Here is an 888-nt window from a genome sequence, read left to right on the forward strand (position 1 = left end):
GCTCGCCCAACTCGATATTAAAGTCGTTGTTTCGGATGTATTCAATGCGAGCCTTTTTAGCTATGAATAACGTCCGTTGATTCTCTTCAAGGCACTGCCAATTTTGTGTTGATGAACACTTTTGTTGGCCTTTGTAAATCTTCGACTCTAGCACAGTAGCTCTTGCTTCTGATTTTATTGCGCTCTCGAAACCTAGATAAAAACCATAAGGAAAACCACATAGAGCTAGAACCAAGAGAATATAGTTTTTCATAGAATATGGCTTCGAACCTTTTTACGTATAACAGTGTGTTTAACGAACCCTCCGGTTCGCTAAACACTTTTTATATGCCTTACTCATTTGTTTGACCATAAGGTTCATTTGTAAGTGTGTAAGGCAAGATTAATGTGTCTACTACTAAGCTAAGTGGTATATCAATTAAGAAGAACAAACCAATGACATTACCACCTGAGCCTTGCTCTGGAGAGTTGGCTAAAACATCGAATTTAGTACCGCTATAAACTCTAGAATCAATTTGCCGAACAATTGAATCTCGTTCTTCTCTCGGCTTATCCATTTCTATGTTGGTTAAGATTGTGCCGCAACCTGAAAGTAATAGAACGAATAATAGGGTTAAAAATTTCATAGCTTCCTTACTGCATATAACAGTGTGTTTAACGCACCTTCCGGTCCGCTAAACACTTTATCTACATTTTTATAAATTCCATTTTTCGCAATTATATCAGTTATTTACAAACACTTATGAGAAACTCGTCATTGGAAAAAGCGGACCCTTTCATAAAAATGTCACAAAATCTCCGTTATGTGGTGATTTTCTAATTCGTCGGCTTTTCTCTATGAAGTGAGCATTGGTCACGAGAGGTATTTAAAGTCCGCAACTGTCTAAA

Annotated in this window: 2 protein-coding genes; both read right to left on the minus strand. The window is 37.2% G+C overall.

Features of this window, described 5'->3' with window-relative positions:
• Positions 1-253: hypothetical protein (locus tag A3738_RS32000; protein ID WP_231876640.1), on the minus strand; the 253-nt coding region annotated here is incomplete at its 3' end.
• Positions 254-332: 79 nt separating this feature from the next.
• On the minus strand, positions 333-626 hold the full coding sequence (locus tag A3738_RS12405; RefSeq protein WP_068476052.1) for a YceK/YidQ family lipoprotein: 294 nt from the start codon (positions 624-626) through the stop codon (positions 333-335).
• Positions 627-888: the final 262 nt, after the last annotated feature.

Source organism: Oleiphilus sp. HI0066, from assembly GCF_001635725.1.